Raw genomic sequence first — 14,996 nt, forward strand, 5'->3', positions numbered from 1 at the left:
TCGGCCGTCGTGCCGGCGCGGCTGCTGTCATGCAGGGTCCGCCGGGTGCGGCGCCATCGGCAGCAGCGAGGACAGGCGCTCCTCGCACAGCTCGACCAGCCGGTCGTATCCCTGCTTGCCCATCAGCTCGATGAGTTCCGGGCGGTACGACACGTACACCGGCTCCCCGGCCCCGTGCGCCGATGTCGCCGACGTGCACCACCAGTGCAGGTCATGACCGCCCGGACCCCAGCCCCTGCGGTCGTACTCACCGATCGACACCTGGAGCACACGCGTGTCGTCGGGCCGGTCGATCCAGTCGTACGTACGCCGGATCGGCAGCTGCCAGCAGACGTCCGGCTTGGTCTCCAGGGGCTCCCTGCCCTCCCGCAGCGCCAGGATGTGCAGGGAGCAGCCCGCACCGCCCGCGAACCCGGGACGGTTCTGGAAGATGCACGAACCGTTCCAGCGCCGCGTCTGGCGTTCACCGTCGTCGTCGACCTGGACCCAGCCCGTCTCCGTGCCGACGTCGTGGAACTGCCACAGGTCGGGGGTCAGCCGTTCGACGTGGCCCGCCACCCGCTTCTCGTCGTCCTCGTCGGAGAAGTGCGCACCCAGCGTGCAGCACCCGTCGTCCGCGCGGCCCGCCTGGATGCCCTGGCAGCCACTGCCGAAGATGCAGGTCCACCTGGACGTCAGCCAGGTCAGGTCGCAGCGGAAGATCTGCTCGTCGTCCGCGGGGTCCGGGAACTCGACCCAGGCGCGTGCGAAATCGATCCCTGTCTCGTCCTCGGACCGGTCCGGCCCGTTCGGTTCCTGCCGCATCTCCTGCTTCGTTTTCTGCTTCTTCGTGATTTTGCCCGGCTTCGCCTTTTTCGTCTTTGGCACGGGCCAAGGGTAAGTCCGAGGTCCCGGTAGCGTTCCGGGTATGAGACTCGGAGTGCTGGACGTGGGTTCGAACACGGTGCATCTGCTGGTCGTGGACGCGCACCCCGGTGCCCGTCCACTGCCCGCGCACTCGCACAAGTCGGAGCTGCGCCTGGCCCAGCTTCTCGACGAGGACGGGGCGATCGGCCCCGAGGGTGTGGACCGTCTCGTGGCGACGATCACCGACGCGCTCCAGGCCGCCGAGGACAAGGGGTGCGAGGACGTCCTGCCGTTCGCCACGTCCGCGGTGCGGGAGGCGACCAACGCCGACCAGGTGCTGGCCCGGGTGCGCGAGGAGACGGGCGTCGACCTCGGCGTCCTCAGCGGTGCGGAGGAGGCCCGGCTGACCTTCCTCGCCGCGCGCCGCTGGTTCGGCTGGTCCTCGGGGCGGCTGCTCGTCCTGGACATCGGGGGCGGCTCGCTGGAGATCGCGTACGGCATGGACGAGGAGCCGGACGCGGCGGTGTCACTGCCGCTCGGCGCGGGCCGGCTCACGGCCGGGTGGCTGCCGGGCGATCCGCCGGACGCGGCGGAGGTGAAGGCGCTGCGCCGTCACGTACGGGCCAGGATCGCCAGGAGCGTGGGGGAGTTCACCCGCCTCGGGCGCCCGGATCATGTCGTCGGCACCTCCAAGACGTTCAAGCAGCTCGCCAGGATCGCGGGCGCCGCCCGCTCCACCGAGGGGCTGTACGTCCAGCGCGCCCTCACCCGCAAGGCGCTGGAGGACTGGGTGCCGAAGCTGGCCACGATGACGGTCGAGCAGCGCGGCGACCTGCCCGGGGTCTCCGAGGGCCGGGCCGCGCAGCTGCTGGCCGGGGCTCTGGTCGCGGAGGGAGCCATGGACCTGTTCGGCGTCGAGGAGCTGGAGATCTGCCCCTGGGCGCTGCGCGAGGGGGTCATCCTGCGCCGCCTGGACCACATGCCGACGGAGCGGGCCGCGCTGCGCTGAGCACGGGCGGCGCGGGGAGGCCGTGCCGGGCCGACTGGGGCTGGGGCTGGGGCTGGGGCTGGGGCTGCGGCTGGGGCCGGGGCGTTGCCCCTGCCGTGCTGAGTGCCGCCGGGGTCTCCGAGGGCCGGGCCGTGCTGAGCACCGCCGGGGGCGGCCGGGAGCCCGGCATGGCCCTGCTCACTTTCCGCCGAGGCCCCTCGGCGCGGCGTCGCACTGCCCGTAGGCTGTCCCGGTGGCAGAACCAGTGGTGCGCATCCCGGATGCGAAGGTCGCCCTGTCGACGGCTTCCGTCTACCCGGAGTCGACGGCGACGGCCTTCGAGATCGCCGCGCGTCTTGGTTACGACGGTGTCGAGGTCATGGTGTGGACCGACCCCGTCAGCCAGGACATCGAGGCACTGCGGCGGCTCTCCGACTACCACCAGGTGCCGATCCTGGCCGTCCATGCGCCCTGTCTGCTGATCACACAGCGTGTCTGGTCCACCGATCCGTGGGTGAAGCTCCGGCGGGCCCGTGCCGCCGCGGAGAAGCTCGGGGCGACGACCGTCGTCGTCCATCCCCCGTTCCGCTGGCAGCGCAACTACGCCCGCGACTTCGTCACCGGGATCTGGCGCATGGCGGACGAGACCGATGTCCGCTTCGCCGTCGAGAACATGTACCCCTGGCGCTACCGGGACCGCGAGATGCTCGCCTACGCCCCCGACTGGGACGTCACCAACGACGACTACCGCCACTTCACCGTGGACCTCTCGCACACCGCGACGGCCCGCACGGACGGCCTGGCGATGGCCGGCCGCATGGGTGACCGGCTCGCCCACGTCCATCTCGCCGACGGCAAGGGCTCCAACAAGGACGAGCACCTGGTGCCCGGCCGCGGCGACCAGCCCTGCGCCGAACTCCTGGAGCACCTCGCCCGTACCGGCTTCGACGGCCATGTCGTCATCGAGGTCAACACCCGCCGCGCCATGTCCACCGCCGAACGCGAGGCCGACCTGGCGGAGGCGCTGGCCTTCACCCGGCTCCACCTGGCGTCCTCCTCGGCCGAGGCGCCGCGCCCATGACCGGTGGCCGCACGGATCCCACCGGTCCCACCGCCCCCGACGACCCCACCACCCCCACCGGTCCCACCACCCCCGGCGACCGCGCCGCCCCCACCGCCCCCACCGGCCCCGCCCCCAAGCGCCGTGGCCGCCCCTCCCGTGCGGCCGGGAGCGCCGGTCCCGATGCCCGCACCCGCATCCTGGAGGCGGCCCGCGCCGAATTCGCCGAGCGCGGCTACGACAAGACGTCGATCCGGGGCATCGCCAAGGCGGCAGGCGTCGATTCCGCCCTCGTCCACCACTACTTCGGCACGAAGGACGACGTCTTCGCGGCTGCCATCGAGGTCTCCTTCGAACCGGCCCTGGCGATTCCGAACGTCCTCGGCGACGGCCCGGACGGTCTCGGGGAGCGGCTGGCCGGCTACTTCATCGCCGTATGGGAGAACCCGGCGTCCAGGGCCCCTCTGCTGGCCATCCTGCGGTCCGCGCTCACGCACGAGGCGGCGGCGAAGGTCCTCCGCGGCTTCGTTCTGCGCCGCCTCCTCGAACGCGTCGCGGAGTCGCTGGACGTACCGGACGCGACGTTCCGCGCGGAACTGGCCGCTTCGCACATGCTCGGGATCGCGTTCCTGCGCTACGTGATCCAGGCGGAGCCGCTGGCCTCCGCGGAGCCGGAGAAGATCGTCGCCATGGTGGCCCCCACGCTCCAGAGGTACCTCGCCGACCGGTGACCGGACACCGGTCTTTGCTCGTGTGACGGCTGTGCCGGTGGGTTCACAACGCTGTTACGGATCGGCATCAGGCACCGACCACGGCGGAGTCCTGATGGTTGCCTGTGCGTCGTCGGTGAACCACCGATGAGGATCGCCAACGACAACAACGGGGAGCAGCACAGTGACGACTTTCAGCGGGCACGGACCGGACGGACCGGCGGAGGCGGCCGGGTTCACCGCCCTGCCCCGCAGACGGCTGCTGCGGATGGCCGGCGCGGGGCTCGGCCTCGTGCTGACCGGGGCGCTGACGACGGCGTGCGGTCCGGAGGAGACGGACGACTCCGGCAGCACGGGAACGCCGGGGCCCCAGGGAAGCGACAAGGCCGACGACGTGTCCGCGACGCCGCCCGCCGGGACCGCGCCGCGTGCCCTGTGGCAGCAGGAGGCGGCGACGGGTGCCCTCGGCAGTTTCGAGGCGCTCGCCGTTGTCGGTGGCGTGGTCCTGGTCTCGGGTGACCCGCTGGTGGGCCGGGACATCGCCACCGGCGAGCAGGTGTGGTCCCGGACGGGCGTCGCCCAGCCGGGCGCGCGGCTGATCATGGGCGGGGACACGCTCTATCTGGCCAGTGGCGAGTACGACGGCGATGTCGTCGGTCTGAATCCGGCCACGGGCAAGGAGACCTGGCGCAGCCGCCTGGGCGGGCGGTACGACCAGCCCCGTCCCGTCGGTGCCGACGCGGAGCGCGTCTACGTGATCGCGGGCATCCTGGAGAAGGACTTCAGCTCCCCGGACAACGTGATCGCCGCCATCGACATCCGTACCGGCAAAGCCGTCTGGAGCGAGCGGCGGGACGCCGGAACCGAGAAGTACGGCATCACTTCCGCCGTGCTCGGCAACCGTCTCGTGTACACGGACCAGCGAAAGAACCTGACCGTCCGCGACACCGCGACCGGGCGCCAGGTGTGGACGAAGAAGATCAGCAAGTCCAACTTCCTCCGGATCGCCGTGCACGACGGCGCGGTGTTCGTCGCCGACGGGCCGCGCCTGCGGGCCTTCGCCCTGGAGGACGGCAGCGAGCGCTGGGCGCTGAAGACCAAGGAGTACGCCCGGTTCAACGGCCCGACCGTCCTCGACGGGGTTCTGTACGCCTCGGACACCACCCACGCGCTGTGGGCCGTCGATCCGGCCACGGGCAAGCAGCGGTGGCGCAACACCGACCTGGAGGAATCCGCGTATCCCGTCCAGTTCGCCAAGGTGGGTGACACTCTGTACGGGGCGACGCAGCTCAACAGGAACGGCGGCGTCCACGCGTACGACGCGCGGAACGGGAAACTCCGCTGGACCTTCAACGACGGCACGGGCTCGGTGGAGCAGTGGTACGTGGTCCCCGGCGGCAAGCGGCTGGCCGCGCTGCACGCCCGTCGCCTCCAGGCGCTTCCGGCGGTGTGACGCGCGGGTGGGGGCGGGCGCCGGGAAGATCCCACCCCCACCCCCGCGTTCCAGCGGTCGCCGCGACGCCCCCGCTCACCCATCGAGCATCCGATCCCGCATGCCGGACACGTTGTCCAGATCTTGGAGTCGGCGGCGTAGGCTCGTAAGAAGTCTTTTCTGTCGAAGGAGCGAGAGACGATGCCCCAGCTGAGGTCCCGCACTGTCACCCACGGCCGCAACATGGCGGGCGCCCGCGCCCTTATGCGGGCCTCGGGCGTAGCGAGCGAGGACATCGGCAAGCCGATCATCGCGGTCGCCAACTCCTTCACCGAGTTCGTCCCCGGCCACACCCACCTGGCCCCGGTCGGCCGGATCGTCTCCGAGGCGATCAAGGCCGCGGGTGCCGTGCCGCGCGAGTTCAACACCATCGCCGTCGACGACGGCATCGCGATGGGCCACGGCGGGATGCTGTACAGCCTCCCGTCCCGCGACCTGATCGCCGACTCCGTCGAGTACATGGTCGAGGCGCACTGTGCGGACGCGCTGATCTGCATCTCCAACTGCGACAAGATCACGCCCGGCATGCTGATGGCCGCGATGCGCCTCAACATCCCGACGGTCTTCGTCTCCGGCGGCCCGATGGAGGCCGGCAAGGCCACGCTCGTCGACGGCACGGTCCGCAAGCTCGACCTGATCAACGCGATCAGCGACGCCGTCGACGAGAACATCTCGGACGAGGACATCCTCCGTATCGAGGAGAACGCCTGCCCCACGTGCGGCAGCTGTTCCGGCATGTTCACCGCCAACTCGATGAACTGTCTGACCGAGGTCCTCGGCCTCTCCCTCCCCGGCAACGGATCCGTCCTCGCCACGCACACCGCCCGCAAGGCGCTGTACGAGGAGGCCGGACGCACGGTCGTGGAGATCACCAGGCGCTACTACGAGCAGGACGACGCGACGGTCCTGCCCCGCTCCATCGGCACCCGTGCCGCGTTCGACAACGCCATGGCGCTGGACATCGCCATGGGCGGCTCCACCAACACGATCCTGCACCTGCTCGCCGCCGCGCAGGAGGCCGAGCTGAACTACGACCTGGACGACATCAACGAGGTCTCGCGCCGCGTCCCCTGCCTGGCGAAGGTCGCCCCCAACGTGGCCCCCGGCGGCACGTACTACATGGAGGACGTGCACCGGGCCGGCGGCATCCCCGCCATCCTCGGCGAGCTGCACCGCGGCGGCCTGCTCGACGAGGACGTGCACTCGGTGCACTCCGCCACCCTCGCGGAGTGGCTGAAGAACTGGGACGTGCGCGGCGGCTCGCCGTCCCCCGAGGCCGTCGAGCTGTGGCACGCGGCTCCCGGATGCGTCCGCTCCGCGACCGCCTTCTCTCAGTCCGAGCGCTGGGACACCCTCGACCTGGACGCGGCGGGCGGCTGCATCCGCGACCTGGAACACGCCTACTCCAAGGACGGCGGCCTCGCGGTCCTCAAGGGGAACCTCGCCGTCGACGGCTGTGTCGTGAAGACGGCGGGCGTCGACGAGTCGATCTGGACCTTCGAGGGCCCGGCGGTCGTCTGCGAGTCGCAGGAGGAGGCCGTCGACAAGATCCTCCGCAAGGAGATCAAGGAAGGCGACGTCGTCGTCATCCGCTACGAGGGCCCGCGCGGTGGCCCCGGCATGCAGGAGATGCTCTACCCCACGTCCTTCCTCAAGGGCCGCGGCCTCGGCAAGAGCTGCGCCCTGGTGACCGACGGCCGCTTCTCCGGCGGTACGTCGGGCCTGTCCATCGGCCACGCGTCGCCGGAGGCGGCGTCGGGCGGCACGATCGCGCTGGTCGAGGACGGTGACCGGATCAGGATCGACATCCCGAACCGTTCGATCGAGCTCCTCGTCCCCGAGGCCGAGCTGACCACCCGCCGCGAGGCACTGAACGGCGTGTACGCGCCGAAGAACCGCGACCGCAAGGTCAGTGCGGCGCTGCGCGCGTACGCGGCGATGGCGACGAGCGCGGACCGGGGCGCGGTGCGGGACGTGTCCAAGCTGGGCTGAGCGACGACCGAGGCCGGGAGGCCACACCCCCGCTCCCGTCGGGGCCACACCCCCGCTCCCGTCGGGGCCGGACCCCGCTCCCGTCAGTTCTGGACCCCGCTCTCACCGGCGCCGGTCCCTCGGTCTCCGTCAGTGCCGGACCCCGCTCTCACCAGTGAGCGGGGTCCTTTCCGTCGACGGCGAACACGGACCCGTCGGGCGCGGTCCCGAAGACGGTCCGGTCGGCGGCGACAGGGGCGGGCAGTTCCGACGCGTACGTGAGTTTCCCGTCCCGGAGTCTGGGGCTCGTCTGGCCCAGCAGCGTCCCGCGCTCGGTGTCGACGGCGAGCAGCCGCCCGTCCGCCGCCGAGAAGTACAGCCGGTTCCCGGCGGCGAGGACGGGCGCCGACGTCCGCCCGGCAGCCGTTTCCAGTTGCCAGCGGACGTGGTCGCCGTCGGTCGGACGCACGTCGACGGCGACCAGGGCCCCGCCGTGTGCCAGCAGATAAGCGGTGTCCCCGCCCACCACGACCTCCGGTTCGTTCATCCGGAACGGCAGTGCCACCCGCGTGACCCGCTTGTGCGCGGGGTCGTAGCGGACGATGCCGACAGTCTGGGCCTCCCCGTTCATGGAGGTCAGGACGAGCGCACCGGTCGAGATCCCCACCGGGGTGAGCATGCCTTCCAGCCGCCGCTGCCACGCCGTCTGTCCCGTCGACACCTCGACCGCGGTGACCAGCGTGGTGGATCCGTAGGCCGAGTGCTCGAACGCGTAGGCCAGCCCCGATCCTGCGTCGTACAGCGCGTAGTCCGGGCGCTGATGCCCGGGAAGGGCGTGCCGCCAGAGGGACACACCGGTCGCGGAGTCGAGCGCTTCGGTCGTGCCGTCCGCACCGATCAGCAGCAGCGTGTCTCCCGCGACGAACGGGGTGCCGAGGTACGGGGAGAGATCCATGGCCCAGACCTGTTTCCCCGCGGCGGCGTCGTACGCCCGGAGCTTCCCGCCGGGCACCGCCGTGAGCACCAGACCACCGGAGGCCGACATCACACCGACGGGCGGGGCGTCCCCGGCGCCGTCACGGGACCACAGCACCTTGCCGTCCGCGGGATCCAACCGGGCCGCGCCGATCCCGTCGGCCGCGCAGTACAACGCCGCGGACGGCCCGGAATCCTCCGCTCCGGAACCGCCCGGCTCCGCTCCGGAACCACCCGGCTCCGCTCCGGAACCGCCCGCTGAGGTGCAGACCGGCGTCGAAGTGCCTGCGGCCGGAAGCGGCGTCCGCCACGGTGCGAACGGCTCGACGCCGTTCGCACCGTCTGCCTCCCCTTTCTCCCTCGCCTCCCCCGCCTCTCCGGAGCTTCCCGACACACCGGCCCCATCAGGCCCGCCCGAGTCGCCCACCGCACCGGCCACCCACACCCCACCGGCACCCATGACGAGAAGCGCCGCGGCGGCTGCCGCCCACCGGCGCTTGCCGCCGCCGCTCGCGGTCGCCTTCCTGCCCTGCTCCGTCGCGCCCGCGCCCACGTGCGTGTCCGCGTCCGCGCCCGTTTCCGTCGCGACCTTCGGCACCGGCCCCGACACCACCGGAGCGTCGACGGCACTCGGCCGCCGCTGCGCCGGTATGAACGCGGCGGCATCGTACGAAGGGGGCAGCAGCGCCGCCATGATCTCGTCCGGGGTGGGCCGCTGTGCGGGATCCTTCGCCAGGCACTGCCCGATCAGCGGCGCCAGATCCGTCGGCACCCCCGCCAGATCGGCCTCGTCGTGCACCACCTGGTAGGCCACGATGTACGGGCTGTCGGAGTCGAAGGGCCCCCGGCCGGTCGCCGCATGGACGAGCACGGCCCCCAGGGCGAACACGTCCGCGGCGGGCCCGACCTCACGCGGACGCTGGAACTGCTCGGGTGCCATGTACGGCGGCGAACCGATCAGCTTGCCGGTCTCGGTGCGCAGATCGCTGTCGTACGGCCGCGAGATCCCGAAGTCGATGACCTTGGGCCCGGAGTCGGGGAGCAGCACGTTGCTCGGCTTGAGGTCGCGGTGGACCACTCCGGCGCGATGGATGTCGCGCAGCGCCTCGGCCAGCCCGGCCGTCAGCCTGCGCAGTTCGGCGGGCGCCATGGGCCCGTTCCGCTTCACCTGGTCGGAAAGGGTGGGACCGGGTACGTACAGGGTGGCCATCCACGGCTGTGCGGCGTCCGGGTCGGCATCGACGACCGGTGCCGTGAACGCTCCGCTGACCCGCCTCGCCGCTCCCACCTCCTGCCGGAAGCGCGCCCTGAACTCGGGGTCGGCGGAATAGTGCCGGTGCACCACCTTGACGGCGAGCTGCAACCCCGAGGCGGAGCGCGCCAGGTGGACGACCCCCATGCCGCCCGCGCCGAGACACGCCTCAAGCCGGTAGTGACCGGCATACTCCGGATGCTCCGCTTCCGGATTGGCCCCGGTACCTCGCAGCGGCGGCATCGCCCACCCCCGTGTGTTCGTCCGCAAGCGCGACGCACGGAGCCTAGTCGATGGTGCGTGCGAAACGAGCGGGGCTCTGTAGCCTGCGCGTCGTACACACCGTCTCTCAACGGGGGAGGGCCGCAGGGCCATGGAAGAGCACACCGACAGCATCACCGGCAGCGCCGCCGCCGGTACCGACACGGCCGAGGACACGGCCGCGCTCGCCGCCACCGACGACGTGACCAGGTACCCGATCGCACCGGGATACCGCGTCAACGTCCGCAGGGGACCGGGCACCCAGTACGGCATCGTCAGGACGCTTCCGTACGGAATGAAGGTTCCGGTCTACTGCCAGAAGCCGGGTGAGCGCGTCACCGGCCCGTACGGCACCTCGAACATCTGGGACAACATCGCCAACGGCCAGTTCGTGTCGGACGCCTATGTCCACACAGGCAGCGACGGCTACATCGCCCCGCGCTGCGACTGACCGGGTTGAGACTGACCCGGCCTCGACCGACCGCACTGCGACTGACCGGGCTGAGACTGACCCAGCCTCGACCGACCGCACTGCGACTGACCGGGCCGCGGCCGGGAGGGCGAAGGCGGCGGGGACGGGGATGCCGACGGGGACCATGACGGCCCGGGGATAATCGACCTCGTGAGCGAGAACAGCGAAGCCCCCGGCACCGGCAGCACGCCCGTCTCCACCACTCCCGGCCCGCAGCCCGAGCCTCTGTTCCTCTTCGGTACGACCTGGGTCGACCACGACGGCGGCTACGGGCTGCGGCGCGTCGGGGCGGCGGTCGGCTCCCTCGTGGCCGCGGCCGCCGCCTGCCTCGTGCTCCGCCTCGCCTTCCAGGGGCTGGAGATCGCCGACGTCGGCAGTCTCGTCGGCATCCTGGTCATCCTGATGTTCGCCATCTGCAGTGCCGTCGCCTTCCGCAAGACGTGGGAAGGGTTCAGCCGACGCCCGGCAGATCCGGCGCGCGAGGCCAGCCTGCGCGGTCTCAAGACGATCGGCTTCGTCGGATCACTGCTCGCGTACTTCCTCCGTACGTTCAAGGAGGCGCCGGGCGAGCAGCTGCGCCGCGCGGAGTACGAGGCGGCCGTGGACCGGTACGCGAGGCGCCGCTCGGCCCGCACCGGGAACCCGGCTGCCCGCAGGACGACCAAGGGCAAGCGCCCCAAGCGCCGGTAGGACTCCACCAGGAGCACAGGGCCTGCCCCGCCCCTTACCGCACCGCAGGCAGACACGCCCCGGGCATCCGAGGGAACGCCCCCGGCGCAGGCCGATGTTCCACCGGCGTCGCCACCGCTTCCCCGCGCGAGACACGATGGCCCCATGTCTCTTCCCGAGTTCGACCCCGCATCCGGCTCAGGCTCTGGCTCCCGTCCGTCCGCCTCCTCACCCGCGCCCCCGCCGCGCGCGCTCTCCTTCGACAGGGCGGCATCCCAGTACGCCGCGGCTACCCGCCCGCCCTCTTCGACGCCGTCGAGGAACTGGCCGGCCGCTCCCTGCGCGGCGCCCGCACCATCGACGTCGGCGCGGGCACGGGCATCTCCACCCGCCTCCTTCACGAACGGGGCGCCCTGGTCACCGCGGTCGAACCGGGCCCCGGCATGGCGGAAGAACTGCACCGGGCACTCCCGTACGTGCCGGTCGTGCGCGGCGACGGCAACCGCCTCCCCCTCTCCACCGCGTCGGCCGATCTGATCACGTACGCCCAGTCCTGGCACTGGACCGACCGGAGTCTCGCCACCCCCGAGGCCCTGCGTGTCCTGCGTCCCGGCGGCGCGCTCGCCCTGTGGTGGAACGTCTCCGACCATTCCGTCCCCTGGATCGCCGAGCAGGACGCCCGCCTCCGCCACTTCTTCGGCGCGGGCGACAGTGCTCACGGCTCGGCCGTCCGCTCCCGCGACCTGCCGCCCGGGCTCGGCTTCTCCCACCGCACGGTGCCCTGGACGCGGCAGGTGTCCCTCGACACCCACCTCGCCAATCTCGGCAGCCACTCCGCTTTCCTCGTCCTCGGTGAGGAGCCCGCGCACCGATTCCTCACGGAGGAGCGCGACCGCCTGGCGAAGCTCTTCCCGGACGGCACGGTCGAGGAGAGCTACGTGGTCCAGGTGAGCGTGGCGATCCGGCCGGACGCGCCCCTGCCGCGCCCCTGACACATGCGCCGGAACATCTCTGACCGGCCCGCGACAGACCGCCCCGGGATGCCGCCCACCGTGACCCAGCACCGTGACCGAGCACCGCCTCGTGCCCGAGCACGGTTGCTCTTCCGTCGAGTTGACTCCCCGACAGTCCCCGCCCCTTGACGGGCGCGCGCCACCGGGACAAATATTCATCGCATGATGAATTCTTCGGGCGTCGCCGTCGAGGCCCGCGACCTCACCGTCGTACGAGGCAATCGCACCGTCCTCCGCGGCCTCGACTTCACCGTCGAACCCGGCAGGATCACCGGCCTCCTGGGCCCCTCCGGCTGCGGCAAGTCCACCCTGATGCGTGCCGTCGTAGGCACTCAGGCCAAGGTCACCGGCACCCTCGACGTGTTCGGCAGCCCCGCCGGACACCCCACCCTCCGCTCCCGCATCGGGTACGTCACCCAGGCCCCGTCCGTCTACACCGACCTGACGGTCCGGCAGAACCTCGACTACTTCGCGGCGATCCTCCAGCCGGGCCGCCGCCAACGGGGCACCCGCCGCTCCGCCGTCACCCGTGCCATCGCCGAGGTCGACCTGACCAGCCACGCCGATGCGCCGGCCGGCACCCTCTCCGGCGGCCAGCGCACCCGTGTCTCCCTCGCCGTGGCCCTGCTCGGCACCCCCGAACTCCTGGTTCTCGACGAACCGACCGTGGGCCTGGACCCGGTGCTCCGACGGGACCTATGGAACCTCTTCCACACCCTCGCCGCCGACCGCGGCACCACCGTTCTCGTCTCCTCCCACGTCATGGACGAGGCCGAGCGGTGCCACCGGCTGCTCCTCATGCGCGAGGGCCGGATCCTCGCCGATGGCACCCCCGAGGCACTGCGCACCGCCGCCCGCGCCACCACCGTCGAAGAGGCTTTCCTCCACCTGGTCGACGAAGCCGCCCCCCGTCAGGAGACCGCCCGATGAGCACTCCGCAGCGGCACCCCCACCCGCAGCCCTCCCCCCGGAGCCGCACCCACCCCGCCGCACCACCTCTGAGCGCGGCCCGCACGCTCGCCACCGCCGCCCGCGTCCTGCGCCAGCTGACCCACGACCCCCGCACCGTCGCGCTGCTCCTCCTGATCCCGGTCGTGATGATCACGCTGCTGCGTTACGTGTTCGACGGCAGCCCCCGTACCTTCGACGCCATCGGCGCCTCGCTCCTCGGCATCTTCCCGCTGATCACGATGTTCCTGGTGACCTCGATCGCCACCTTGCGCGAACGCACCTCGGGCACCCTCGAACGCCTCCTCGCGATGCCGCTCGGCAAGGGGGACCTGATCGGCGGCTACGCCCTCGCCTTCGGCGCCGTCGCGATCGTCCAGTCCCTCCTGGCCACCGCGCTCTCGGTCTGGGCACTCGGCCTGGACGTCACCGGCTCCCCGTGGCTGCTGCTCCTGGTCGCCCTGCTCGACGCCCTGCTCGGCACGGCCCTGGGCCTCTTCGTCTCCGCCTTCGCCGCGTCGGAATTCCAGGCCGTCCAGTTCATGCCGGCCGTGATCTTCCCGCAGCTTCTGCTCTGCGGACTGTTCACCGCACGCGACCGGATGGCACCCGCCCTCGAAGCGATCTCGAACGTCCTGCCCATGTCGTACGCGGTCGACGGCATGAACGAGGTCCTCCACCACACCGCCGTCACCGGCGACTTCGTCCGCGACACCCTGGTCGTCGCCGGCTGCGCCCTGCTCGTCCTCGCGCTCGGCGCCGCCACCCTCCGTCGACGTACCGCCTGACCGGCCCCGGTGCGAGGATGGCGAAGACGAGCAAGGACACCAGAACCATCAGCACGACGCACGAACCGCGAGCACCGCCCGGAGGGTGAACCGCATGACCCAGACAGTCGCAGTCCTCGGTACCGGCAAGATCGGCGAGGCCCTGCTCAGCGGGATGATCCGGGCAGGCTGGCGCCCGGCGAACCTCCTGGTCACCACCCGCCGCTCCGAGCGCGCCCAGGAACTCCACGACCGCTACGGCGTCGACTCCGTCAGCAACGCCGAGGCCGCCAAGCGCGCCGACATCCTCATCCTCGCGGTCAAGCCCCAGGACATGGGCCGGCTCCTCGACGAGCTCGCCGGGCACGTCACCGCCGACCGCCTGGTCATCAGCGCCGCCGCAGGGATCACGACCGCTCTCATCGAGGGTCGCCTCGCCGCGGGCACCCCGGTCGTCCGCGTCATGCCGAACACCCCGGTCCTCGTCGACGAGGGCATGTCCGTCATCTCCGCGGGCAGCCACGCCACCACCGGTCACCTCGCCACCGCCGAGTCGATCTTCGGCGGCGTCGGCAAGACCCTGCGCGTCCCCGAGTCCCAGCAGGACGCGGCCACCGCCCTCTCCGGCTCGGGCCCCGCGTACTTCTACTTCCTCGTCGAGGCGATGACCGACGCGGGCATCCTGCTCGGTCTGCCCCGTGCCCAGGCACACGACCTGATCGTCCAGGCCGCCATCGGCGCCGCCGTGATGCTCCGTGACAGCGGCGAGCACCCGGTCAAGCTCCGCGAAGCCGTCACCAGCCCGGCGGGCACCACCATCAGCGCCATCCGCGAGCTGGAGAACCACGGCGTACGGGCCGCCCTCATCGCAGCCCTCGAAGCCGCCCGCGACCGCAGCCGCGAACTCGCCTCCGGCAACGGCTGACGGCTACCCCACGACTCCGGTCGGCTCCGCAACCGCGCTCAGCTCCGCGCTGCGCACCACCTTCGCGAACCCACCGCCGTGCAACGACACGGCGGTGGCTCGCGCCGGCTCCTCCGCACCGTCTGGAGCCGACGGACCTACCTCTGCCCGAGGTCGCCCGCCGCGCCGGCTTCGGCAGCGAGATCACCATGCGCCGGCACTTCGCCACCCACCTCTCCACCAGCCCGCGCGACTGCCGTCTGGCGTTCCGTCAGCAGCCCGGCCGACCCGAGGTTGACACGACACGCTGCCATCCGTAAGGTTCTCCGAGTTGTCCGACGTGAGCGCCGACCACGGTCGGTCCCCGGACAGCCATTCAGCAGTAACCACTCCTGGTCGGCGATATCTGTCGTTCGGCTTTCTGTGCGCATGTGCGGAATGAAGAATCCGCGTTCGAAAGAACGCGGCCCCGATTAGCGTCGAGGCCATGGATTCGCTAAGGTCTCACCCGTCGGAACGGCTCAACGGCCGGGAAGACACCTCCCGCTGACTGGGAATCAGAGCCGAAAGGGTCTGATAGAGTCGGACTCGCCGGAAAGGGAAACGCGAAAGCGGAGAACCGGAAGGCGGAAATTGCGAGGCCCGCTTCGACCGGGAATCGGACGCGA

12 protein-coding genes and 2 pseudogenes are annotated in these 14,996 nt (G+C 71.5%); 12 read left to right on the top strand and 2 right to left on the bottom strand.

Annotated elements, in window-relative coordinates:
• Positions 1 to 27: 27 nt before the first annotated feature.
• Positions 28 to 867: a hypothetical protein gene (locus ACFVUT_RS15075; protein ID WP_389648525.1), complete on the bottom strand. Its 840-nt coding sequence runs from the start codon at positions 865 to 867 to the stop codon at positions 28 to 30.
• A 40-nt stretch (positions 868 to 907) separates the two neighbouring features.
• On the opposite strand from ACFVUT_RS15075, the gene ACFVUT_RS15080 reads away from it, so the two are divergent.
• The 5 genes from ACFVUT_RS15080 to ilvD all read left to right on the top strand — a co-directional run bounded on the left by ACFVUT_RS15080 (position 908) and on the right by ilvD (position 7,088).
• On the top strand, positions 908 to 1,855 hold the full coding sequence (locus ACFVUT_RS15080) for a Ppx/GppA family phosphatase (RefSeq protein ID WP_389648528.1): 948 nt from the start codon (positions 908 to 910) through the stop codon (positions 1,853 to 1,855).
• 232 nt (positions 1,856 to 2,087) lie between these two features.
• Complete coding sequence (locus tag ACFVUT_RS15085) at positions 2,088 to 2,915, top strand: sugar phosphate isomerase/epimerase family protein (RefSeq protein WP_389648531.1); 828 nt, start codon at positions 2,088 to 2,090, stop codon at positions 2,913 to 2,915.
• On the top strand, positions 2,912 to 3,625 hold the full coding sequence (locus tag ACFVUT_RS15090; protein WP_389648534.1) for a TetR family transcriptional regulator: 714 nt from the start codon (positions 2,912 to 2,914) through the stop codon (positions 3,623 to 3,625). The genes ACFVUT_RS15085 and ACFVUT_RS15090 overlap by 4 nt, the downstream gene beginning before the upstream one ends.
• Before the next feature lie 247 nt (positions 3,626 to 3,872).
• Positions 3,873 to 5,057, top strand: a complete 1,185-nt coding sequence (locus tag ACFVUT_RS15095) for a PQQ-binding-like beta-propeller repeat protein (protein ID WP_389648612.1) — start codon at positions 3,873 to 3,875, stop codon at positions 5,055 to 5,057.
• A 180-nt stretch (positions 5,058 to 5,237) separates the two neighbouring features.
• A complete protein-coding gene (ilvD, locus tag ACFVUT_RS15100; protein WP_389648537.1) occupies positions 5,238 to 7,088 on the top strand; it encodes a dihydroxy-acid dehydratase in 1,851 nt (616 codons plus the stop codon).
• A 148-nt stretch (positions 7,089 to 7,236) separates the two neighbouring features.
• On the opposite strand, the gene ACFVUT_RS15105 is transcribed toward ilvD, so the two are convergent.
• Complete coding sequence (locus tag ACFVUT_RS15105) at positions 7,237 to 9,537, bottom strand: PQQ-binding-like beta-propeller repeat protein (protein WP_389648540.1); 2,301 nt, start codon at positions 9,535 to 9,537, stop codon at positions 7,237 to 7,239.
• A gap of 130 nt (positions 9,538 to 9,667) precedes the next feature.
• On the opposite strand from ACFVUT_RS15105, the gene ACFVUT_RS15110 reads away from it, so the two are divergent.
• The 7 genes and pseudogenes from ACFVUT_RS15110 to ACFVUT_RS15140 form a co-directional block, all read left to right on the top strand.
• Positions 9,668 to 10,006, top strand: a complete 339-nt coding sequence (locus tag ACFVUT_RS15110) for an SH3 domain-containing protein (protein ID WP_389648543.1) — start codon at positions 9,668 to 9,670, stop codon at positions 10,004 to 10,006.
• A 171-nt stretch (positions 10,007 to 10,177) separates the two neighbouring features.
• Positions 10,178 to 10,717 (top strand): hypothetical protein, encoded by a 540-nt coding sequence (locus ACFVUT_RS15115; RefSeq protein ID WP_389648546.1) that lies wholly within the window; start codon positions 10,178 to 10,180, stop codon positions 10,715 to 10,717.
• Positions 10,718 to 10,861: 144 nt separating this feature from the next.
• Positions 10,862 to 11,688 (top strand): annotated as a pseudogene (locus tag ACFVUT_RS15120) (class I SAM-dependent methyltransferase).
• A gap of 183 nt (positions 11,689 to 11,871) precedes the next feature.
• Entirely contained in the window at positions 11,872 to 12,639 is a 768-nt protein-coding gene (locus ACFVUT_RS15125; protein WP_389648549.1) for an ABC transporter ATP-binding protein, read from the top strand.
• Positions 12,636 to 13,445 carry an ABC transporter permease gene (locus tag ACFVUT_RS15130; RefSeq protein WP_389648552.1) on the top strand — a complete coding sequence of 270 codons (810 nt, stop codon included), beginning with the start codon at positions 12,636 to 12,638 and terminating at the stop codon, positions 13,443 to 13,445. The genes ACFVUT_RS15125 and ACFVUT_RS15130 overlap by 4 nt, the downstream gene beginning before the upstream one ends.
• 94 nt (positions 13,446 to 13,539) lie before the next feature.
• A complete protein-coding gene (gene proC, locus ACFVUT_RS15135) occupies positions 13,540 to 14,349 on the top strand; it encodes a pyrroline-5-carboxylate reductase (RefSeq protein WP_389648555.1) in 810 nt (269 codons plus the stop codon).
• A gap of 83 nt (positions 14,350 to 14,432) precedes the next feature.
• Positions 14,433 to 14,648, top strand: a pseudogene (locus tag ACFVUT_RS15140) (hypothetical protein); the annotation flags it as partial.
• Between the last annotated feature and the right edge of the window lie 348 nt (positions 14,649 to 14,996).

It is taken from the genome of Streptomyces sp. NPDC058051 (genome assembly GCF_042885475.1).
Lineage (GTDB): Bacteria > Actinomycetota > Actinomycetes > Streptomycetales > Streptomycetaceae > Streptomyces.